The sequence below is a fragment of the Streptosporangium sp. NPDC049046 genome (assembly GCF_040649155.1).
Lineage (GTDB): Bacteria > Actinomycetota > Actinomycetes > Streptosporangiales > Streptosporangiaceae > Streptosporangium.
The window spans coordinates 25993-47976 of the sequence record NZ_JBEZEZ010000007.1 but is presented as its reverse complement, the minus strand read 5'-3'; the positions used below and the strand labels follow the sequence as shown (position 1 = coordinate 47976).

Genomic DNA, 21984 nt, shown 5'->3' with positions numbered 1-21984 from the left:
AAGAGTCAATCCCTCGCACGCATTTTTTCGTGGGGACTGCAATGGGCGACGCGTTTGCCTGTTCTTCATGCTCGGGGAGGGAAAGGAAATGCTGGGCACCGTAGAGATAGTGGTCGGCCTTTTCCCGGGTCAAGGCGCATATGTGCCGAACGCCCTGCGATGGTTGAAGGACCATGGAAATGGTGCGACAGAAGCGATTGAAATCATCGACGAAGTGGCCAGGGGAATGCTGGGCAAGGGCCTGGATCGCGCTTTTTCCGGTGATTCCCCGGAGCGGTTGCTGAATGAGGCGCCGGATGTCCTGCAGCTGGCCGTGTTCGCCGCGTCCACCGCGGCTCACCGCGCGCTCACCGAGGAGGGAGCACGGTTCAGCGTGCTCGTCGGGCACAGCCTCGGCGAGATCGCGGCCCTGGTCGCCGGCGGCGCGCTGAACATCGCCGAGGGGGCGGAGATCCTCTGCCACCGCATCATCGTGCTGCGCGAGCACGACAGCAGCGGCGGCGGGCTGCTGGCGCTGGGCTGCGCGGCGGAGCGGACCCAGCAGATCCTGGATCTGCTGCCCACCTCCGGGGCCGTGATCGCGGTGGACAACGGGCCGGATCAGACGGTGGTGGCGGGGCCGGCCGACGCGCTGCGGCGCACGTCCGCGATCGCCGACGCCGTGGGACTTTCCGTCACCGAGCTGCGCGCGCCGCACCCGTTCCACAGCCCGCTGCTCGCCCCTGCCGGGCGGGAACTGGGCCGTAGGCTCACCGGGTACGGGCGGCGCGGGCTGGACGTGCCCGTCTTCTCGCCCATCCTGAGCCGTTACTATCGCGACTCGGACGACCTCGGCGAACTGCTCGCCTCCCACCTCGTCACCCCGGTGCGCTTCGGCGCGGCCGTCGAGCGGCTGCACCGTTCCGGCGCGGGCGTCTGGGTGGAGGTGGGCGCGGGGCGGGCACTGACGTCACGGGTGCGGTCGGCGCACCGGGCCGCGTCCGTGTGCACGCCGCTGCTTCAGGACGTGAACACGTTGCGGGAGACCGGACGTTTCCTGGCTCCCGCCGCCACCTCCCGGTCGGTGACCGCGGAGAATCCCGTTACTCGGTCGACGACCATCGAGAACCCCGCTGTCCAGACGATTTCCGCCGACAGCGCCGTCGCCCGGCCGGTGACCGTCGATGTCCCCACCACTCAGGTGGCCGTCGAAGAAAGCACCGCCGTATCCGCCGGAGGCGCGGCCTCGCAGTCGAGGGAGGCGATCGCCGCCCGCGTGCGCGACCTCTACGCCACCGCCCTGGAGTACCCGGAAGAGGTCTTCGAGGACCATGCCGAGCTGGAGGCCGACCTCGGTGTCGACTCGGTCAAGCGCGTGGAGCTCATGAGCCGGATCAACCTCCTGTTCGAGCTGGGCAGGCGCCCCGAGGACCTGCGAGTGTCCGACTACCGCACGTTCGGCCAGGTGGTGGACTTCACGGTCGACTCGCTGGCCAAGTCGGACGCGGCATGACGGTGTTCGAGGGCCGGGTGGCCCTCGTCACGGGCGGGGCGGGCAGCGTGGGAGCGCACCTCGTGCGCTCGCTCGCCGAGGCAGGCGCCACGGTGGTGCTGAACTGTTTCCACTCCTACGACGCGGCCAAGGAGCTCGCGGCCGAGCTGGGCGGCGGCGTCCGGGTGATCCGGGCGTCGGTGGCCAAGCAAGACCAGGTGCGTCGGATGTTCGACGAGGTGACCTCGGCGTACGGACGGCTGGACCTGCTGGTCAACAACGCCGCCACGGGCACCTTCGTCGGCTGGGACGAGCTCACCGAGGAGCACCTGGACCAGGCGTACGAAACCAACGTCAAGGGCGCGCTGTGGTGTGCTCGCGCAGCCCGTCCGCTGCTGGCGCGCTCGGACGGGGGCTGCGTCGTCAACGTCTCCTCGGTCGGGGCGGCGTACACACCGGCGAACTACCTGCCGGTGGGGTTGTCCAAGGCGGCGCTGGAGGCGCTGACCCGCTACCTGGCCGCCGAGTTCGCGCCGGACGGGATCCGCGTGAACACCGCCTCCGCAGGGCTGCTGGACAACCCTGTCGGACGGATGTTCCCCGGCTTCGACTCGATGAGCGCGAACGCCGTGGCCGCGACCCCGATGGGCCGGCTGGCGACCCCGGCCGACCTGGCGGACCTGGTGCTGCTGCTGGCGTCGCCGGGTGCGGCCTGGGTCACGGGACAGACGGTGGTCGCGGACGGCGGCCTGTCGCTGCACCGCGCGGCACTGTCCCCGGGCCCCGGGCCGGAGCCCGCGCGGTCGCGACCGGAGCCCGGGCCGGAGCCCGGGCCGGAACCCGGGCCGGAACCCGGATCCGAGTTCAGACCCGTGCCCGAGGCGCGCACAGAGCGGATCCAGGGCGTGGATCCGATCGCGGTGGTCGGCATGGGGCTGGCCGTGCCGGGAGCCAACGATCCCGACGCGTTCTGGCGGCTGCTCACCGAGGGCGCCGACCTGTTCGTGGACGTCCCACCGGACCGTTGGCCGCTGGCAAGCTTCCACGACGACGACCCCGGCGCCCCCGACAAGACCTACCAGCGCCGCTCCGGCTTCATCACCGACTTCACCCCGCACCCCGCCCTGGCCGCGGAACGCCCGGACGCCGGGCTCGACCACACCACGCTGTGGCTGCGGCACAGCGTCCACCAGGCGCTGGAGGGTGTGACCAGGCGGGACGCCGATCGTTTCACCGCCTGCTTCGGCTACACCCCCGACGGCAGCCAGCACCTGGTGGAGGCGCTGGTGGACCTGGAGCTCGGCGGCCCCGGTGTGCTGCCGCACGGCGACGCCCTCCGGTCGGAGCCGCTCCCGCACCGGGTGGGCGCGAGCGCGATCGACGGCCTGCTCCCGGAGGACACGCGGCTGCTCATGGTGGACACCGCGTGCTCGTCATCCCTCTACGCCGTCGATCTGGGGGTACGCGACCTCCTGGCGGACCGGGCCGAGGTCGCCGTGTGCGGCGGTGCGTTCGCGCTGGCCCCCGGCGGTTCTGTGCTGTTCTCCAAGCTCCACGGCCTGTCGCGTGGTGGCGAGGTGCGCGCCCTGGACAGGAACGCGGACGGCGTGCTGTTCTCCGACGGCGCCGGCGTCGTGGTGCTGAAGCGGCTGTCGCGGGCGCTGGCGGACGGCGACACCGTGCACGGCCTCATCGCGGGTGTCGGGCTGTCGGCGGACGGCAAGGGCAAAGCGATCTACGCGCCTTCCAGCGCGGGCCAGGAACTCGCGATCGCCCGCGCCTTCGACAAGTCGGGTGTCGGCGCCGACGACGTCGACTGGGTGATCGCGCACGCCACGGGCACCCCGGCGGGTGACGAGGCCGAGTTCCTCAGCCTGCGTGCCGCCTATGCCGGCACCCGTCAGGTGCGGGTGACCTCGAACAAGTCGCTGATCGGCCACACCGGCTGGGCGGCGGGCGTGGTGTCGGTCATCCACGCGCTGCTGGGGCTGCGGCACGAGACGATCCCTCCCCAGCATCGCTTCTCGGCCGCGCCGGACTCCTTCGGATTGGCGACCTGCAATCTGACCATCCCCACGCGGCCGGTGCGGTGGCCGTCCCGGCCCGATGGGCCGCGCACGGCTGCCGTGTCCGGATTCGGGTTCGGCGGCACGAACGCGCACCTGCTGGTGCAGGAGTTCCTCCAGGACCGGCCCGCTCGTGCGGGTTACGGGGCCAGGAACGACGAGCCCATGGTGATCGTCGGTTGGTCGGCGCACACGCCGGGGGCCGAGGACAACGAGCAGGTAGGCGCGTGGGCGCGCGGACGGCACCTCCAGCCGGACTCGTTCGGCGACCGCTATCCGCATCCGCCGTTCGCCCGCCTGCGGTTGCCGGCGTCCACGATCCGGGCGACCGACCGTACCCAGCTCATGATCATCGAGTGCATGCAGCGGCTGGAGCCGCGCGTCCGCGAGTTCTGCGCCCGTCACAACCGCACGACCGGCGTGGTCGTGGGCCACACCGGTCCCACACGCAACGCCGTCCTGTACGCCGTGCGCGCCTACCTGGACGAGCTCGATCACCTGGCGGGTGAGCGGGCGGTGGAGCTGCGCGAGCGCGTGGAGGGGCTCATCGGGCCGCCGGACGAGGACTCCTTTCCCGGTGAGATGCCGAACGTCATCGCCGCCCGCCTGTGTGGCTATTTCGACCTGCGCGGGCTCAACATCGCCGTGGACGGCGGTGCCGCCTCGCTGGCCGACGCCTTCGACCTGGCCGGACGCTACCTGGACTTCGGCGACGTGGACGTCGTTCTGGTGGCGGGAAGTAACGGCAACAGCCTGCGGTCGTGGGGCGACCTGCTCGGCTGCGGGCCGATCGGCGAGGGCACGTTCCTGTTCGCGGTCACCCGCGAGTCGCTGGCTCTGGCCGAGGGACTGCCGGTGCTGGCCGTGGTGTCCGTCGAGGCGGTCGCCGAGGACAGGCTGGAGGCCACGGCATGAGCAGGGCGAATCTGCTGGGCGCGCAGGGCGCCCGCGAGTTGATCGCGTTCCTGGAGGGCGGGGGAGACGGGGCGATCGAGCTCAGGCCCGACCCCGGCGCCGGCGCGCGCCTCATCAAACTGAGGAGACCTGACACGCAGGACCCGCGGAAGGCAGGGGCCGCCGTGCGGGACGCGCGGTCTCCGGGGTCCGCCGCACAGCACGAACCGCGACGGCTGCTGGACCGTCACGTGTTCGAGCTGGCCCCCGACCCGCGCCGCCCTGTCCGCACGGCACCCCCCGCGATCCCGGCGGACGCCGTCGTGCTGACCAACGCACCGCGCTTCAGGACGGGCCGCGACGACGGTGTGTCCGCGCACGTCAGGGTGCTTGTGGACGCGACCGACCCCCGTCTGCGCGCGGCTCGCCGGTCGGAAGCGGTCGATGAGCTGCTCGACCTGCACGAACGCGTGTTCTTGAAGGCCAAGGAGTGCGCCGCGTATCTGGACGGCGGCTCGTTCGTGGTGAGCGTTGTGGGCGGTGTGACGGAGGCGGGCGTGCCGCTGCCGTTCACGGGCCTGTTCACGGGCCTGGTCAAGAGCCTGGCGCTGGAGTTCCCCGGCGCCGACGTGCTGGCCACCGTGCACGAGGACGTGCCGCTCGACGAGGTGCTGGCCACGGTGAGCGCCGAGCTGGGCGCGCGGCGGCTCATCCCGGTGACCTACCACGCGGGAGGCATGCGGCTCACACCGAGAGCGGTGCCCACCCCGGCCCCGCCGTCCGAGGTCCCGGCGCTGGGCGAGGACGCCCTGGTCGTGGCAGCCGGAGGGGCGCGGGGCATCGGCGCGCCGATACTGGAGGCGCTGGCCGCGCGCCACCGTCCGCGCCTGGTGGTGCTGGGCAGTTCCGAGTTGCCCGACGACGCCGGTGAGGAGCTCGACCGCAGCGCGTTCATCCGCGTCCAGGTGCGGCGGGGAGTCTCGGTGTCGGAGGCGAACGCCCGGTACGACCGGCTCGGCGAGGCGCGGCAGACCCGGCGTACGCTGGCCGGGCTGGAACGGCTGTGCGGGCCGGGACGCGTCCGCTACCTGCGCTGCGACCTGCGTGACGGCAACGAGGTCGGGCGCGCGCTCGCCACCGTGGACGGCCCCATCGACCTGCTGCTCAACATCGCTGGTACGAACCGGGCCTCCGACGTCACCGCCAAGTCCGTCCAGGACTTCCGGGCGGTGCGCGACCTCAAGGTGCGTGCGTACCTGAACCTGAAGGAGGCGACGCGGGGCCGCGAGCCACGCCTGTGGTGTAACTTCGGCTCGTTCATCGGGCTGACGGGCCAGCGTGGCGAGACCGACTACGGCGCCGCCAACGACTTCCTCAACACGGCCGCCGTGAACGCCGCCGGGGAGTTCACCATCGGCTGGACGCTCTGGCGCGACATCGGACTGGGCGCGTCGCCGTTGATGCGCGACTTTCTGGAAGGCAGCGGAGAGTTCACGCCGACGCCGACCGAGGAGGGCGTCGAGCACTTCATGGCCGAGCTGGCCGCCGCCCCGGACGCGCCCGTCACCGTGTTCTTCGGCGCCAAGGAGCGGGCCGCGATCAGGGCCGCCGTACCGGAGTTCCTGGAGTTCTCCGCGGGCGCGAAGCGGCTCCTGCCGTTCATCGACCGGACGTTGCGCCACGACGCCGCAGAGCTGGTGGCCGAGCGGACGTTCTCCCTGGACCGGGACGGATACCTCGACCTCCACCGGGTCCGCGGCTACCCGACACTGCCTGGCACGTTCGTCCCTGAGCTGGCGGCGCAGGCCGCGGTCTCGCTCGTGCCCGACCGGGTGCCCGCCGTCTTCGAGGACCTGCGGCTGGAGTCGTTCCTGCGCGTCTACCGCGCGGACCGGCCGGAGGTGAAGCGGCTCACCGCCAGGCTGGTGCGCGCCGACGAGCGTGAGTCGGTGGTGGCCGTGCGGGTGTTGGGGGACGTGGTCGCCCCGAACGGTGTCGTGGTCGCTCGCGACCGGCTGCACTTCTCGGTCACGGTGCGGCTGCGCGACGCGGCGGTGCCCGGCCCTTCGTGGACGCACTGGGACGAGCACGGGAGCCGGCCACTGCGCGATCCGTACCACATGCCGGGATCCGACGTCCTGCTGCGCGAGGTGTTCGTGTCCACGACCGACACCCGGACGCATCCGCTGGGGCGGCGCGGCCGGCTCGCACTCGACGCGCCCGCGCTGCGCCGCTGGTTTCCCGACCTGTTGGTCCCGTCCGTGACGCTGGACGGCCTGGTGCGAGTGGCCGTCCTGGAGCGGGCGGGGGGCCGCTGGACGCCGGTCGCGATCCCCCGCTCGATCCGCCGCGTCGACCTGTACGGCGGGCACACCGACCTGACGCTGGCCGCGCTGACCGAGCCGGTGGAGTTGTACGTCACCCCGGTCGACCTCGACCTGGAGGACCCCGAACCGGACAACCGGGCCATCGCGGTCGCGTCGAACGGTGAGGTGCTGCTACAGGCGAAGGACATCGTCGGCGCCATTGTCGGCTACGTGGACCAGGAGACCGGTCAGTACGTCGACAGAGAGAGATTCGACCGCGAGGAGCGCCGATGACCCCCGAAGGGACCTGCCCGGTCGCCCACGGCCCGCGAGGGCTGCCGGTGATCGGCGACGCCATCCCCTACTTCAAGGACCCGCTGGCCTACACGCTGCGCATGCAGGAGCGCGACTCGCTGGTGTCGGTCCAGCTGCCCATCCCGTTCGTCCAGGTCACCGAGCCGGAGGCGATCGAGCGGGTGCTGCGCGTCAACCCGGACAACTATCGGCGTGGCACCCTTTACAAGGGGTTCGTCGGCACGATGGGAACGGGCCTGCTCACGCTCGACACCGATGGCTGGCGCGGCCCGCGCAAGGCGGTGCAGCCGGCCTTCACCCCACAACGGGTGACCGGCAGCGCCCGCGAGGCGATCGCGGCCACGGAGAAACTGCTGCGGCGCTGGTCGGAGCACGCCGCCTCGGGCGCGGTCGTGGACGTCGCGCCGGGCCTGATGGACGTGTCCGCACGGGTGATGGGCATGGCCCTGATCAGCCGAGACCTGTCGGGCACCGACTACTCCCGGGCCGCGGGGATCGCCAACAAGGTCATGTACACCAGCACGATCAAGGGCATCTCCGCGCTGATCCCGTCCTTCGTGCCGACGCGTTATCACCGCGACCGCAAGTGGGCGGAAGGGGTGCTCGACGCCATCGTCAGCCAGGTGATCGAGGAGCGGCGGGCCGCGGGCGAGCATGGCACGGACGCCGCCGGACTGCTGCTGGACGCCGGACTGTCCGACGCGGAGGTGTCGGACAACCTGCGCACGCTGCTGCTGGCCGGCTCCGACACCACCGGCCAGGCGCTGGCCTGGACCATGTACGAGCTGGCCCGTCACCCGCAGGCCCGCCGTGCCGTCGAGCGCGAGGTGGACGAGGTACTGGCCGAAGGGCCGCCCGACCTCGAACGGCTTGGCGAGCTGCCCCAGACGACGGCGGCGGTGAACGAGGCTCTCCGCCTGCACCCGCCGGTCTGGCAGTTCCCCCGCGACGCCATCGAGCCGGACACTCTGGCCGGGCGGCACGTCCCCGCGGGCACGACGGTCCTGCTCAGCGTGTACGGCACGCATCGCTCGCCCGAGCACTGGGCGGACCCGGAGGCGTACGACCCGCAGCGTTTCCTGGGCGACGCCCAGGACGAGCGGCACAAGCACGCCTTCCTGCCGTTCGGCGGCGGGCGGCGTATGTGCGTCGGCAAGGGACTGGCGATGGCGACGCTGGTGACGGCGGTGGCGATGCTGTCGCGGCGCTACCGGCTGCGGCTGCCGGGCACGCGCCAGGTGCGCAGCGGCCACTACATCACGCTCTTCCCCAGCTCGGGGCTTCCGGCGGTCGTGCGGGAACGGACGTGACCGTGACGGCGGTCCGGCCGCATCTGGTGTCGTTCGAGACCGGCTCCTTCGTCAGGCCCGTGCGTCGCATGGTCTGGGAGCCGGTGCCGCACCCGCTCCCGCCCCCGTCCCCGTCCCCCGTGGCGCGGCGGCTGCTGGTCATCGGCTCGGACCCGGACCTGGCCGTGCGGCTGGCGAGCCGCCTCGGCGCCGACGTGTGCGCCCCCGGTCGCGAGCCGGAGCACGACGACTGGGACGGAATCGTCGACCTGAACGTCACCGGCGTCCCGTACCGGCTCGGCGGCGGCGAGTGGCGGGACGCGCTGGACAGGACCACCCGCATGGTGCAGCGCCGCTACGCCTCCTGGCGGGCGGAGTCGCGCGCCGACCGATGCTGCTACGTCGCGGTCACCCACCTGGGCGGCCTGATGGGCTACGACGACGGGCGGATCGGCACGCCCCTGGGCGGCATCTGGGCGGGGTTCGCCAAGTGCCTGCCACGCGAGCTGCCCAACCTCGCGGTGAAGGTGCTGGACGTCGACACCGCCGACCCGGACGGGCTCGCAGGGCTTCTGGAGTCCGAGCTGGCGGCGTGGGACCTGTTCGAGATCGGCTACCGGCGGGGCGTGCGCCACGCGCTCACCGCCCTGCCGAGCCCGGAACCGCAGCCGCGCCTGGACCTGGACGCCGACGACGTGGTGCTGATCTCGGGAGGCGCGCGAGGCGTCGGCTTCGCCCTGGCGCGCGGACTGGCCGAGCGGTTCGGCTGTCGCGTCGTGGTGACGGGCCGCGACGAGCTGCCCACCGCGGACTGGCTCACGCTGCCGGACGACCGCTACGCCGCCCACCGCCACGCCCGGATCGCGGCCGCCCGCACCGCCGACGCGCTGAGGAAGACGCGGGCGGCGCTCAAGCGCGAGTCGGAGCTGCGCCAGGTCGCGGCCAATCTGGCCGCCGCCGAGCGGGACGGCCTGCGCATCGCGTACGAGGCGTGCGACTGCGTTCGGCAGGAACAGGTGGACGCCCTGTTCGCCCGTCTCCCGGCTCCGACCGTGGTGGTGCACAACGCGGGCATCGACGTGCCGACCAGGCTCGACATGAAGAGCCCCGAGGAGGTCGTGCGCACCGTGGAGGTGAAGGTGTCGGGGTTCGAGTCCCTGACCAGGGCGGTGCTCGCCACCCCGGAGCGGCGAGCGGCGCTCAAGGTCTTCTGCAACGTGGGGTCGCTGGCCGGCCGGATGGGCGGCATGATCGGCCAGATCGACTACGCGGCGGGCAACGAGGCGTTGCCGAGGCTGGGATTCTGGGCGCGGAACACCTACGGGCTGCCGACTCAGACGCTCTGCTGGCCGACGTGGGAGCGCCTGGGCGTGATCGCCAACTACGACGCGGCGGTCCGGTACGTGTCCACCCTCGACCCCGCCGAGGGCGTGCGCCGCTGGATCGACGAGCTGCGCTCCGGCGGAACCGGCGAGGTCATGTTCATCGGTCAGGTGGGCGGCGCGCTGGTGCCCACGCAGCTGCGCGGTTTCTGGCTGTTCACCGGCCACCCCGACCTGCCCCGGCTGCACGGCCTGGCGCACTTCCTCGGCGACGTCGAGGACTTCCGGCCCTTCCACTCACTGCGCGGCTCGATCGTCCACCGGCAGGGCTCCCATCCCTGCCTGACCGACTTCACGGTGGACGGCCGACCGGCGCTGCCGGTGTCGGTGCTGGTGGAGCAGGCGTGCTCGGTCGCCGACTGGGTGGTGCCGCCCGGCTGGCCGCCGCAGCACCTGGCCTCGGTGCGTGACGTGCGGGTGCACCTGTCGGCGCTGGTCCTGGAGGGCGGCCGGTTCACCACGTCGGCGGTGGGCGAGACGACGGAGGAGGGCTGGACGGTCAACGCCACGATCACCGCCGCCGACGGCGCGGTCGCCGGTTCGATGCGCCTGCTGTACGAACCGGAGCCTCCAGCGCTCCCTCACCACCAGCCCGAACCTCCCGCGCTCTCTCCCCTGATCCCCGCCCCGTCCGCGGTCAAGGCGCGCGGCGGTGGCCGCCTGGCCTGGTCGGGGCTCGTTCTCGGAACGGCGGAGGACCCGCTGCCCGTCGTGACGGCCGCCGACCTGTGGACGACACCCTTCCCGCCGGTCCACGGCATCTCGCCCGCCGCTCTGGAGGCAGCCGTCCGCGCGGCAGGCCCGGTGAGCGGCGATCTCCTCACCATTGACCGGATCGTGCCCTGCCCAGGGGCGCAGCACGTGGACCGGCTGCTGCCCGTGGAAGGTGGCTGGGTCGGGTCGCGGGCGGGCGAGCCCGTACTGTTCGTCGCAGGGGTGATCCCCGGCAGCCGAAGGACTGGGAGATCGGCGGCAGGTTCCCCGCATCGGTCGGGGTGAGGAGCCGATCGTTCGTCAGGCGGTCTCCGATCGCACTTCCCGGCCGGCTCGGAAACGCGTCATCCTCCGATGACCTTTACCGGAGGGCGGGCTGGGCCAGGTCGCGGACGGTCTCCCGCAGGCGCGACGCCTCGTCCGGGTCCACCGTGAGATCGACGGTCCTGCCCCTCTTCCAGACCGTGAGCGGCTCGGCCGGCGGCTCGTCGATGAGCGCGATGATCGGCGGTACGGCCTTCGCGACCGGCTGGGCGAACACCGCGGAGGCCGCCCGTACGAGACCGCGCATCGGCTGCCTGAAAGGCTCGTGCAGTGCGGTCGCGACGACGCCCGGGTTGTACAGCACGTACTTGATGCGCTCGGAGGCGTAGACCGTCCCCAGCAACTCGCACGCCTTGGCTCCCTGCAGGGTCGCGGCGAATCCCCGGTACCTGTTCTTCATCTGGAGGTCGTCCCAGTGGATCCGGCTGCCCTGCCCGGCACCGCACAGGTTGACGATCACCGGTGCCGGTGCTTTCTCCAGCGGGCCACGTAGCCCTTCCGCCATGAGCCAGCGGTTGAGCACGTAGAGGGCGAAGGTGCGCTCGAATCCGTCCTCGGTCTCCACCCGCACCGGATTGTGCCGGTATGCGGCGATCACCAGCGCGTCGATCGCCGGGTACTCGGCGTTGAGCCGTTTCAGCAGGTCTCGGGTCTGACCGAGTGAGCCGAGGTCGCACCTGACGAAGCGGGCGCTTGGCGCCGCCTCGCGCAGGCGGCGTTCGCCCTCCTCGGTGCTGCCCACGGCGACGACCTGGTCGCCCTGTTCGGCGTAGTGGCGGGCGAGGGCTTTGCCGATGCCGTTGGTGCCACCGGTGATCACGATGGTCCGGGTCATAAGTTGAGGCACTCCTCAAGTTGAGATCGACCTCAACTTAGCTAGGATCGAGGGCATGCGCAAGGACGCGGCACAGAACCGGGAGCGACTCCTGCGGGCGGCCCGGCGGCTGTTCGCGGATCACGGGCTCGACGTGCCGCTCGAAGAGATCGCCCGCTCGGCCGGGGTGAGCATCGGGACGCTCTACAACCGCTTCCCCACCCGGGGCGCCCTGGTGGACGCGGCCTTCGCGGATCGAATGGCGATCGTGGACGGATTGGCCGAGCAGGCGCTGGCGATAGACGACGCCTGGGAAGGGTTCGTCGCGTTCCTGACCGGCGTGTGCGAGCTACAGGCGGTCGACCTCGGCTACAACGAGCTCGCCGCGCGCGGGGCGGCCGTGGACTGGGAGCGCGGGTACGGCCTGATGAGCGGGATCCTCGAACGCGCGCAGCGATCCGGGGAGCTGCGCGACGACATCACCCTCGCCGACGTGGCCTTCGTGGCCCGGGGCGTGACCGCGATCATCAAGGCGACGTACCGGGTGGCGCCGGGGGCCTGGCGGCGGCACCTCGCCCTCGCCCTGGACGGCCTGCGCGCCGTCGCCGCCCGGCCGCTGCCCGTCCCGCCGCTGTCGGCCGAGCAGACCCGCGCCACGATGGGGGAGGACTGCTGACGTCCCCCCGCCCTCCCGGCCGATAAACCCTTCCTGACCTGCTAAAAGGTGGCCTTCTGCTCAGGTGGGGCCAGGGTCAGCCGGCGGGTATCCGCCGCTGCGCGTCGGAGAACAGGTTGTGCATGGCGCCGCGGAAGATCTCCGCCTGCAGCGGGCCGATGAAGGAGGTGTGCCCGAACACCTCCAGAACCACGAGACCGTGCAGGTGGCCCCAGACGCTGACGAAGAGGGCGGCGGCCTGCGGTGGAAGCCCGCCGATCATCTCGGGCGGCATCTGCTCGAGGCGGGCACGTAGCGCCGGGCTCAGCGGTGGAACCTCGGTGCGGCCCAGTTGCTCGTGGGTGAACGCACCGAACAACTCCCGGTGGAAGAGGGCCGCGATCCTGCGGGCACCGGCGGTCGTGCGGCCGTCGGCGGGCGCCTCGTAACGCAGCAGCGGTGTCCCGTAGATGAGCTGGAACCGTGAGGGGTTGTCCAGACCCCACCTGCGGAAGGCTTCCGCGGCGACGACGAACCTCGGCAGGTCGCCATGCGGCGGTGCGCCGTCGAGCGCCGACCGTACGGTGTCGGCGAGTTCGTGGTACGCCTCCGTGATCAGTGCCGTGACGAGCTCGTCGCGGCTGGGGAAATAGTGGTAGAGCGCCTGCACCGTCATGCCGAGACCGCGGGCGATCGATCGCAGGGACAGCCCGAAGGGGCCGTGCAGCGCGATCTGCTCCTGTGCCGCGTCGAGGATCTCGCGGGTCGCGGTGGCCCGCCGGCGCTGGCGGAGCGGTACCGGGTCGGCGTCGGGCGTCGCGGAGTCGTCCGTCATGCCCGACACCGTACTGTCTGCTTAACGCTGTTAGGTAAATCTGGCACTGCCAAATCCGGGACGACGTCATTAGCGTCGTTGTCATGGCCGTCGCCGAACAGCACACGGCCGTCCGGTGCCGTCGTCCGGCGCCCTCCGTCCGGCCGTGGACGCCGATCACGGCCGGCCCGCGGTGCTCGACCCGCGGCGATACCCCTCACCACAAGGAGTTCTCATGACCGCTGAAACCGGTGTCCCCGCCACCGCCGGACGCCCGTCCCCCCTGGCGGATCGGATCGGGCGCACGCTGATGGCCGTCAACGCGGCCGCGACGCTCGTCCCGTTCGCGAACGGGATCTTCCTGATGAACAGCTTCTCCGACGACCGCCTCGTCACCGAGGCCTGGCGGACGTTCGCCTACATCGTCTTCGCGGGATTATGGGCCATCCTCGCCGTCGCACCGCGCAGGCAGTGGGGCCTGTGGGAGCTTCTGCTCTTCCAGAAGGGCGCGATCACCGTCTACTGCTTCGTCATGTGGGACAAGCCCGACGCGATGCAGACCGCGTTCATCGACCTCTTCGTCGTGACGACGACCGCGGTGGCGTACGTGCTCTGCCGAGGCTGGATCAGCTGGCGGACCGGTGCCTCCGAGTCGGCCGACGGCCGCCGGCCCGCGACCTCGACCGGGTGACGCGCGTTGATCGGGTCGTCTCGGACGTGCCCGCCGAACCCGCGGTCGATCCTCGTCCGTCGGACAGGCTCCGATCACGAACGGCGCGGCTTCACCGGCTCCACGGACTCCGGGGACTTCAGCGGCCGAGGCCGGCGTCCCGCGCGCGGATGATGGCCTCCGCCCGGTCGGCCGCCTGGAGTTTGGTGAGGACCGCGTGGACGTGATTGCGTACGGTCTTCTGGGACAGGAACAGGCGTGCGGCGATCTGGCCGTTGGACAGACCGGCGGCCACCAGGTCGAGGACCTCGTGCTCCCTCGCGGTCAGGCCGGGGAACGCCGTGGTGCCGGTCTGCGGCTTTCCGGTCATGAAGTCGGCGATGCGTGAGGCGAGCACCGCGCCGAAGACCACGCCGCCGCCCGCGACGGTGGTGATCGCGCGCACCACCTCGTCGGGTTCGGCGCCCTTGAGGAGATAGCCGCGGGCGCCGGCGCGCAGCGCGTCGAAGATGGTGCCGTCCTCCTCGGACATGGTGAGCACCACGACGCCGATCCCGGGGCGCTCCTGGAGGAGGCGGCGGGTGGCCTCGATGCCATCCATACCGGGCATCTGTACGTCCATCACGACCACGTCGGGTTCTGCCCGAGCGGCCTGTTCGAGGGCTTCGACGCCGGACGAGGCGGTGCCGACGACCTCGACCTCGTCGATGCTGCCGAGCAGTGCCGCGAAGCCTTCACGGAACACCGGGTGGTCGTCCACCACGAGGACTCTTATCGGCTGTTCGGGGCTCATATCCCGTTTTCTCCAGTGGTGATCAGTGCCGGTGCCTGCCTGGACGGCGCCAACGGCAGCCGCGCCCATACTCGCGTACCGCCCGGTGTCGCGGGGCCCACGCTCACCGAGCCGCCGAGTTCGGCGGCCCGCTCGCGCAGCGACACCAGCCCCACGCCGGTCACCGCCTCGGCGGCGAAGCCGACGCCGTCGTCGACGATCACCACGTCGAGGCATCCGGCTTCGACGTCGCGGGTGAGCGTGACGACGCACTCGCCGGCCCGGGCGTGGCGGACCACGTTGGTGACCGCCTCCGAGGCGATCCGGTACGCGGCCACCTCGACCGCGGCCGGCAGGCCGGCCGCATCACCGTGCTCCTCGACGCGTACGGCCAGCTCCGGGGGGCGCAGCCGTTCGGCCAGCTGGCGGATCGCGCCGACCAGGCCGACGTCGTCGAGAGCGGGCGGACGCAGGCCGTGCACCAGCCGCCGCACCTCGGTGAGCATGCCGGTGAGCTCCTGGCGGGCGAGCCCGAGGATCGGGTCGGCCTTCTCCGCCGACCGGCGCCCGGTGATCCTCGCGGTGTCGATCAGGGACGCGACCGCGGCGAGGGTCGGTCCCAGGCCGTCGTGGAGTTCGCGGCGCAGACGTCGTCGCTCGTCCTCGACCGCCGAGACGATGCGTTCGCGGCTCTGCTGCAGTTCCTCGGCGAGGCGTACGGCGCGGGTGGCCGCGGCGGCCTGGCGGACCAGGTCGGCGAGGAGTCGTTCGTCGCTGTCCCTGAGACGGTTGAGGCGGGCGGCCTGGCGGGGCAGCAACAGGCGGCCGATCCGCTCACCCCGATAGGTGATGGGCAGGGCGCGGGTCTCGGTGGGAGGTTCGCCCTCTTCGACGAGCAGTCGTTCGCCGTTGACCTGGGTGATCTCCACGCCCACGTACCGGGTGCGGAAGGCCTGGGCCACCGTTCTGGCGAGGGTGTGGAGCTGGGCTTCGGAGTCGTCGGTGCGTTCCAGCCGTTCGGCGAGGCCGGACATCACCTGGTAGGGGTCGTCCCGGTCTCCGGCCACCCGGCGCCGTACCAGCCGCCACAGCCGGTGGCGTAGCTGTGCGTAGATGATCGCGACCGCGAAGACGGCGAGGACCAGGCGCTCGCCCTCGTTCAGGTGTGCCCCGAGCAACCGGCCGACGCCGCCGAGGACGAGCAGGTCGAGGACGGTGGTCAGCGCGAGCAGGATGCCGTAGACGACGGTCCCGCCGAGCAGCCGGTCGATGTCGACGAGGTCGGGGCGCGCGATCCCGATCGCGACCGAGGCGGCCGTGAGGGTGACGGCGACGGTCATGCCGACGGAGCCGAACCAGCTGGGGAGCAGCCGGAACGCCAGCATGACCATCAGGTCGACCACGGCCGCCCACAGCAGCCAGCGCATGCGCATCCGATTGATCCCGGTCGCCGTACGGTAGCGCCGCACCACGAGGATGAACGGCGCGATCAGGCTCAGGGGGAGGCAGAACTGCGCGACCAGCAGCAGTCCGGTCCAGACCTCGTCCGGCAGGGGGAGGTAGAGCGGGTCGAGGTTCAGCGTCCGCAGCGGCGCGGGCATCGGCCCGGCGCCGGAGGTGTCCTGGGCGATGCCGGACGGGGCCGCGATCAGGGTGAGCGGGAGCAGGGCGGTCATGGCGAGGCTGACCAGCGAGACGACCCGCCACCGTCCTTGGGGCAGTCTCCCTTCCGGATACAGGAACAGCACCAGGGGGAGGAGCAGCGCCAGGGCGGCCCCGGGCCGGTGATAGATGTAGAAGGCCGCGGAGGCGCCGGAAAGCGGGGGAGCGGCCACGGTGGCGTAGGCGAGCCACGTGGCGGCCAGTCCGTCCACGCTCCACCAGAGGCCGAAGGCCGACATCAGCCAGCCGAGAAGATGCCGCGGATACCTGGCGAGCACCACCGTGCCGGCCGCCGCCAGCGCGACACCCGCCATCGCGTCGAATCCGCCGGGCCGCAGGTCGATCACGGTGCGGTGGGCCTGCGGCACCCGCATGTCCAGCAGCGCCGCCGCCACCGCGATGATCACGGCGACCACGAGGAACGCGAGGCCGGGCCTTGATCGTAAAGACCGGCAAACCATCACAAACTGCACCCGATGAGTGTGCCTCACCAGGGATGGGATGTCCCTAGGACGCGCGTCCTGTTTGTCCTGGGACACCAGAGGGGTCCGGAGTCGGGACACGACGCCCTGACGGCCTGGGGCGGCGGATCACCAGGATCGTCCTTGTCACCGCGGTGCTCCGTACCGCCAACTGCAGGCGGTGCTCCGTACCGCCGAACCGTACGCGGTGCTCCGTACCGCCGAACCGGACAAGGAACGAAGAACGATGACCGAGACCCTCCGCGATCACACGCAGCAGACCACCCGCGACGCCGGCTCGTCCGCGCAGCCGTCCGAATCGACCGTGCGCCGCCTCGCCCTGTGCCTCTCCACCGGGGCGCTCATCTGGTCGGCCTCCAGCTTCGTCTACGGCTTCCAGCCCACCTCCGAGATCGGCTGGACGTTCACCGACCTGGGCGGCCTGGCGTTCCAGTTCGGCCTCTGGGCCCTCATCACGCTCATGAGCCGCACCGGTGCGATCGGGGTGACCCGCACCGCCCGCGTCATGCTGGTGGTCGAACGGGTACTGCTCGCCCCGGCCATGGTGTGGAGCCTGATCCACGGTCTCTTCCCCGCCGCCCGCGACACGCTCTGGCTGGGCATCCTCGACATCTTCTGGCCGCTCTCGATGCTGGGCATGTTCGTGATCGGCATCAAGGTCGTGGTGGCCGGTCGGTGGCGCGGACTCGCCCGCGTCTGGCCGCTCGTCGCCGAGAGCTGGGCGATCGTGTCCATCCCCGCGATGGGAATCCTCGGCGCCTCGCTCGGAGGCGTCGTCGCCGCGACCCACCTGCTCGTGGGGTACACCACCCTCGGACTCATCATCGCCTTCCGCCCCGAACTGGTACGCGGCGAGAACTGAGTACGCCCCTTTGGCAGCACGGCGTCCGTCGCCACGGGAGCAGGACCCCGAACAACGGGGGGCGAGTCCTCGATCCACAGGAGCAGCCGATCCATGAGGCCGGGACCCCGAGTCAGGGGGACAGGACCCCGCAGAAAGGCCGGGCCGCGCGATGCGGCCCGGCCTTCCGACATGAAACGAGCACCTCGTGCCCCGACCGCGGAGGATCACGCGGCAACGGACGGCAGGGATGATCCGGTCGCGTACCAGGTTGGTCGCTCTCGTGGTGCGGTGGCATGGTCAGGTGCCGGGCGTTCCGGGCCGCTCGGCGGCATGGTCATACTCGGCGTTCCGGGCCGTCTGACGATCGCGGCCGGAACCGGCTCCCCGATCTCGCACCGGGCTCGTTATTCGCCGGTGGCACCGTCGATGCGCTCGCGCAGCAGGTCCGCGTGACCGTTGTGCCTGGCGTACTCCTCGATCATGTGGACGAGGATCCAGCGATGGGTGCACTCCTGGCCGTTGCGGTCACCGAAGGCGTCCAGGGGTTTGGCCGAGGAGATGACGCGGGCGTGTTCGATCTCGGATCGCCAGGTGGCGAAGGCCTCCTCGACGGAGGCGGTGTCGGCCTCGTTGAAGTCGGCGTCGTTGTCGCGGTCCTTGTCCCAGAGCTTGGGGATGTCCTCGCCGTTCAACACGCGGCGGAACCAGCCGCGTTCGACGTGTGCCATATGCCTGACCAGGCCGAGCAGGGACATGGCCGAGGGCGGCACGGAGCGCAGGCGCAGCTGGTCGTCCGTCAGGCCCGCGCATTTCACGGCGAGGGTGGCCCTGTGCCATTCGAGCCAGTTGGTGAGCATGGTGAACTCGTCACCGATGAAGGGCGGCGAAACGCGCGTGTCGATCACGGACACAACCTATCCGCCGTCGCCGGCGACAGCCCGGTGACGCGGGCATCGACGCTTCAGGGGGAGCTTGACCGATCCGGGCGGTGAGTCCGGCACACCATGTGGTCCCTGCGATGTCGGCGCGGGCGGTGAGTCCGGCACACCACCTGGTCTCTGCGACGTCGGCGCGGGCGGCGGGTTGTCCGATGGTGAGCCCCTGGCATCGGAAGGAGACTTGGTCGCGCCCACGGGCTGAAGGTTGACCTCATCTTTGGTTGAGGTTTCATGATTGATGAGTGACAAGATCTTCTGCGGACCCCGACCCGACTGTCCTTGACCGCGCTGGGCGACGAGAGTGGATCGGACTCGCCGTTCTCTCCCTCCCCGCTTTCCTCGCCTCCCTCGAATTGACCGTGACCCATCTGGCGTTGCCCGCCATCGGCAGGGCGTTGGCGGCCGACAGCGCTGAGCTGTTGTGGATCGTGGATGTTTACGCCTTTCTGCTCGCCGGATCGCTGATCACCATGGGTACGCTGGGCGACCGGATCGGCCGCCGACGACTCCTGTTGATCGGTGCGGCCGCGTACGGCATCGCCTCCGTGCTCGCGGCCTACGCGCCCAGCGCGGGTGCGCTCATCGCGATCCGCGCACTGCTCGGAATCTCCGGTGCCACGTTGATGCCGTCCGTGCTCTCCCTGACCGTCGCCATGTTCCGGGACCCTCGGCAACGCACCGTCGCCGTCGGGATCGTCATCGCGAGTGTGTCCGGAGGTACCGCGATCGGGCCTCTCGTGGGCGGCTGGTTGCTTGAGCGCTTCTGGTGGGGGTCGGTGTTCCTGCTCGGCGTGCCGGTGATGGCGCTGCTTCTGGTGCTGGGGCCGATCCTGCTGCCGGAGCGACGCTATGCCGGGGTAGGGCGGTTGGACCCGATCAGCGCAGTACTGTCGTTGGCCGCGGTCTTGGTGGCGGTCTACGGTCTCAAACAGATGGCCGCCGACGGTCCCGGCCCGTTGCCCGTGTTCTCCGTCACGGCTGGATTGCTGTTCGCCGTCATCTTCGTACGCAGGCAGCGTGCGCTCCGCGACCCGTTGATCAACCTGAGGTTGTTCGCGAACCGAGCGTTCAGCACCGCGGTGGCCACGCTGGCGTTCGGCATCTTCGTGTTGTGGGGTTTCAATTACGCCTTCGCGCAGTACTTGCAGTTGGTACGCGGACTCTCTCCGCTGGAGGCGGGCCTGTGGACGGCGCCTTCGGCGGTCGGGGTGATCATTGGGTCGACGCTGGCCTCCAGGATCGTGCGATGGACGGCCCCGGGACCGGTCATCGCGGTCGGACTGGCTCTCGCCGCCACCGGCTTCGTGGTGGTCGCGCAGGTGGGCGTCCCGCCGGTAGGCATGACAGCCGGGACAGGCGACCTGGCCATCCTGGTGGCCGGGGCCGTCATCGTGTCCGCCGGGCTCGGTCCGATGATGGCGCTCGCCACCGACATGGCCGTGGGTGTCGCGCCGCCCGAGCAGGCCGGCGCCGCCTCGGCGATCTCCTCGACCGCTCCCCAGTTGGGCGGTGCACTCGGCATCGCCGTTCTCGGCAGCGCCATCACCGCGGTCTATCGAGACGAAATGAGCGGCGGCGTTGTGGTGGGTTTCCCCGCGGAGGCCGCGTCCGCCGCGACGGAGAGCCTGGCCGGTGCTGTGGCGGCGAGTCGCATACTCCCCGACCGGCTCGGGGACACGCTGCTCGGCGCGGCCCGTCAGGCGTTCACCGCGGGATTCCAGTTGAGCGCCCTGGTCAGCGCCGCGATCGTGGCGGTCATGGCCGTCACGGTCGCGGTCATGCTCGGGCGCGGCAGAGTCGGCCCCAAGCCGACCACAGGACGTTGATCGGACCGCATGTGCCGGGGGCCACGGCGGCCAACGCCGGCGGCCGGCGGGAGATCCTCGGTCCGGAGGTCACCTCCGCCGAGGACGGCGCCAACCGGCCGGCGGTTCGTCCCGGTTCAGGCGACCAGGATCGTCCTCAGGTAGTCGACCACCGCATCGGCTGACCGGGTCCGTACGGCCACATAGCCGTCCGGCCGGACGAGGACGAGCGTGCCCCCGCCGGCGCCGTAGCGCTTGCTCGGAGGTCCTGGCTCCAGCCGGTAGACGCGGATGTCGTCGCCGTGAAGTCTGTTCAGGCGCTCGGCCGGATCCGGCGTCACCGCGCCGAACTGGAGCAGGGTGAAGTGGGAGCCGCGGAAGAGGTCGAACAGCCGCGACCGCTCGCCGGTCACCGGGTGCCGACACGGCGAGTCGGGCGCCCGGTCACCGGGACGGACCTTGCCCTTGTCGCCGACCGACAGCTCGGAGGCGCGGTAGTTCACGTTGAGCTGGGAGGTCCTGCCGACGATCGTCCTGGTCACCGCGGGGCTGCGCATCAGCGGCAGGATGATCCGGTCGCGCAGGAAGGTCATCAGAGGTTTGGTGGAGAACAGCGCGGTCATGCCGGCGCCGCTGGCCTTGAGCACGGATTCGGCCACCGGGCGGCGCTCCAGCTCGTACGTGTCGAGCAGGCTGTCGGGGGCTTGGCCGCGTACCGTGAGGGCCAGCTTCCAGCCGAGGTTGTAGGCGTCCTGGATGCCGGTGTTCATGCCGAGCCCGCCCGCGATCGGGTGGACGTGGGCGGCGTCTCCGGCGATGAAGACGCGGCCGGCACGGTAACGGTCGGCGAGCCGTACCTTGTAGCTGAAGCGCGACAGCCAGGTGGCGTTGTGCAGGCGCACGTCCGTCCGGCCGGTGCGCTGCTCGAACAGGCGCTGGAAAAGCTCAAGTGAGGGCTCCTGACCGGCGCCCTCCTCGCCAGGGCGTACGGTGAGGCCGAACTGCCACGACAGCGTACCGGGCAGCAGCGCGAGGCCCACGGAGGACTCGTCCGCTGCGTACCAGACATAGGAGCCGTCGCGGGGCAGACCGTCGACCTCCACGTCGCCGAGCAGGTAGTGCTCGGTCTCCGACACCAGCCCGGGGAAGGTGATCCCGGCGGCCTCGCGTACCGCGCTACCGCCGCCGTCGCAGCCTACGAGGTAGGAGGCGTGGATCATCTCACCCGTGGCGAGCCGTGCGACGACCTGGCTGTCGGACTGCTTGAGGTCGGCCAGTCGCAGGCCGCGCTCCACGTGGCCGCCCAGCTCGGCCAGGCGGGCGCGGAGGATCTGCTCAGTGCGCCACTGCGGCAGCAGGACGAGCGTCGGGTACGGCACATCCGGCCGCGGGCGGACACCGGCCAGGAGGTGCAGCTCCGCGACGAACCGGCGGTCCATGTGAATCCGCGCCGGCATCTCGGACGCCCCGGCGTCCAGAAAGTCCTGGACCACGCCGAGGTCGTCGAACACCTCCAGGCTGCGCGGCTGGATGCCCTTGCCCCGGGACTGACGGTGGAATTCGGGAGATCTGTCGATCACCCGGAAGGTGACGCCGCGCCGGGCCAGCTCGCAGGCCAGCGTCAGTCCGGTCGGTCCGCCTCCGACGATGAGTACGTCTACGTCGGTCATGTCTTCCCCCGATTCCGGAACGGAACCTATCCGTTCCGTTTGGAGGATAAGCGGCCCAGAAGCTGGGACGCAACCGTTCCGTCTCGTGTTAATGTCG

The 21984-nt window shown here is 71.1% G+C and carries 15 protein-coding genes; 9 read left to right on the top strand and 6 right to left on the bottom strand.

Annotation, left to right across the window (positions count from 1 at the left end):
- Nucleotides 1-214: 214 nt before the first annotated feature.
- From AB0B96_RS11525 to AB0B96_RS11505, 5 genes are read left to right on the top strand one after another with little or no spacing between them, the layout of a single operon-like run.
- Nucleotides 215-1492 (top strand): acyltransferase domain-containing protein, encoded by a 1278-nt coding sequence (locus tag AB0B96_RS11525; RefSeq protein WP_362897854.1) that lies wholly within the window; start codon nt 215-217, stop codon nt 1490-1492.
- The gene (locus AB0B96_RS11520) at nt 1489-4452 is read left to right on the top strand and encodes an SDR family oxidoreductase (RefSeq protein ID WP_362897852.1); all 2964 of its coding nucleotides are present in this window, start codon (nt 1489-1491) and stop codon (nt 4450-4452) included. Before AB0B96_RS11525 ends, AB0B96_RS11520 begins: the two co-directional genes overlap by 4 nt.
- On the top strand, nt 4449-7031 hold the full coding sequence (locus AB0B96_RS11515; protein WP_362897850.1) for a KR domain-containing protein: 2583 nt from the start codon (nt 4449-4451) through the stop codon (nt 7029-7031). The genes AB0B96_RS11520 and AB0B96_RS11515 overlap by 4 nt, the downstream gene beginning before the upstream one ends.
- Nucleotides 7028-8362 (top strand): cytochrome P450, encoded by a 1335-nt coding sequence (locus AB0B96_RS11510; protein ID WP_350941408.1) that lies wholly within the window; start codon nt 7028-7030, stop codon nt 8360-8362. Before AB0B96_RS11515 ends, AB0B96_RS11510 begins: the two co-directional genes overlap by 4 nt.
- Nucleotides 8359-10722 (top strand): SDR family NAD(P)-dependent oxidoreductase, encoded by a 2364-nt coding sequence (locus AB0B96_RS11505; RefSeq protein WP_362897848.1) that lies wholly within the window; start codon nt 8359-8361, stop codon nt 10720-10722. The genes AB0B96_RS11510 and AB0B96_RS11505 overlap by 4 nt, the downstream gene beginning before the upstream one ends.
- Before the next feature lie 76 nt (nt 10723-10798).
- On the opposite strand, the gene AB0B96_RS11500 is transcribed toward AB0B96_RS11505, so the two are convergent.
- On the bottom strand, nt 10799-11596 hold the full coding sequence (locus tag AB0B96_RS11500) for an SDR family NAD(P)-dependent oxidoreductase (RefSeq protein ID WP_362897846.1): 798 nt from the start codon (nt 11594-11596) through the stop codon (nt 10799-10801).
- A 55-nt stretch (nt 11597-11651) separates the two neighbouring features.
- Here AB0B96_RS11500 and AB0B96_RS11495 point away from each other — a divergent pair, with 55 nt between their 5' ends.
- Entirely contained in the window at nt 11652-12251 is a 600-nt protein-coding gene (locus AB0B96_RS11495) for a helix-turn-helix domain-containing protein (RefSeq protein WP_362897844.1), read from the top strand.
- Between the two features lie 76 nt (nt 12252-12327).
- Here the strand turns inward: AB0B96_RS11495 and AB0B96_RS11490 are convergent, their stop codons facing one another.
- On the bottom strand, nt 12328-13065 hold the full coding sequence (locus AB0B96_RS11490) for a TetR/AcrR family transcriptional regulator (protein ID WP_362897841.1): 738 nt from the start codon (nt 13063-13065) through the stop codon (nt 12328-12330).
- Between the two features lie 214 nt (nt 13066-13279).
- Here AB0B96_RS11490 and AB0B96_RS11485 point away from each other — a divergent pair, with 214 nt between their 5' ends.
- Nucleotides 13280-13735, top strand: a complete 456-nt coding sequence (locus AB0B96_RS11485; RefSeq protein ID WP_362897839.1) for a hypothetical protein — start codon at nt 13280-13282, stop codon at nt 13733-13735.
- A gap of 118 nt (nt 13736-13853) precedes the next feature.
- Here the strand turns inward: AB0B96_RS11485 and AB0B96_RS11480 are convergent, their stop codons facing one another.
- Both AB0B96_RS11480 and AB0B96_RS11475 read right to left on the bottom strand, forming a co-directional pair.
- Nucleotides 13854-14507: a response regulator transcription factor gene (locus AB0B96_RS11480; RefSeq protein ID WP_362897837.1), complete on the bottom strand. Its 654-nt coding sequence runs from the start codon at nt 14505-14507 to the stop codon at nt 13854-13856.
- Nucleotides 14504-16621 (bottom strand): sensor histidine kinase, encoded by a 2118-nt coding sequence (locus AB0B96_RS11475; RefSeq protein ID WP_362897835.1) that lies wholly within the window; start codon nt 16619-16621, stop codon nt 14504-14506. The genes AB0B96_RS11480 and AB0B96_RS11475 overlap by 4 nt, the downstream gene beginning before the upstream one ends.
- A gap of 235 nt (nt 16622-16856) precedes the next feature.
- On the opposite strand from AB0B96_RS11475, the gene AB0B96_RS11470 reads away from it, so the two are divergent.
- Complete coding sequence (locus tag AB0B96_RS11470; protein ID WP_362897833.1) at nt 16857-17492, top strand: hypothetical protein; 636 nt, start codon at nt 16857-16859, stop codon at nt 17490-17492.
- A gap of 386 nt (nt 17493-17878) precedes the next feature.
- Here the strand turns inward: AB0B96_RS11470 and AB0B96_RS11465 are convergent, their stop codons facing one another.
- Entirely contained in the window at nt 17879-18379 is a 501-nt protein-coding gene (locus tag AB0B96_RS11465) for a DinB family protein (RefSeq protein ID WP_362897831.1), read from the bottom strand.
- A 275-nt stretch (nt 18380-18654) separates the two neighbouring features.
- On the opposite strand from AB0B96_RS11465, the gene AB0B96_RS11460 reads away from it, so the two are divergent.
- The gene (locus AB0B96_RS11460; RefSeq protein ID WP_362897829.1) at nt 18655-20238 is read left to right on the top strand and encodes an MFS transporter; all 1584 of its coding nucleotides are present in this window, start codon (nt 18655-18657) and stop codon (nt 20236-20238) included.
- 116 nt (nt 20239-20354) lie between these two features.
- Here the strand turns inward: AB0B96_RS11460 and AB0B96_RS11455 are convergent, their stop codons facing one another.
- A complete protein-coding gene (locus tag AB0B96_RS11455) occupies nt 20355-21887 on the bottom strand; it encodes an FAD-dependent monooxygenase (protein WP_362897827.1) in 1533 nt (510 codons plus the stop codon).
- Nucleotides 21888-21984 lie beyond the last annotated feature (97 nt).